Raw genomic sequence first — 255 nt, forward strand, 5'->3', positions numbered from 1 at the left:
GTTCCTATTTTGGCAAATTCCACAGGCTGCATGGTAAAGCTTCCGAATTTATACCAGTTTTTCTGCCCGAGAATTTCCTTTCCGAAAGGGAAAAGACCAATGAGCAGCAGTACGCCTCCGATATAAATGATGCCGGACATATTCTCGAAAAACTTGCTTCTTCCCACAAAAATAACAAGCCCCACAAACAAGGAAATACAAAAGAAAATCAATTGTTTTTCTCCCAATTTCTGGTCGACACTGTAAATATTTGCG

At 40.0% G+C, this 255-nt stretch carries 1 protein-coding gene; it reads right to left on the reverse strand.

Annotated elements, in window-relative coordinates; genetic code table 11:
* A partial coding sequence (locus tag ACPYOJ_RS35930) for an FtsW/RodA/SpoVE family cell cycle protein (protein WP_481420469.1) occupies positions 1 to 255 on the reverse strand: 255 nt, incomplete at both ends.

This window comes from Rhizobium sp. SVR5-9E (assembly GCF_056755095.1).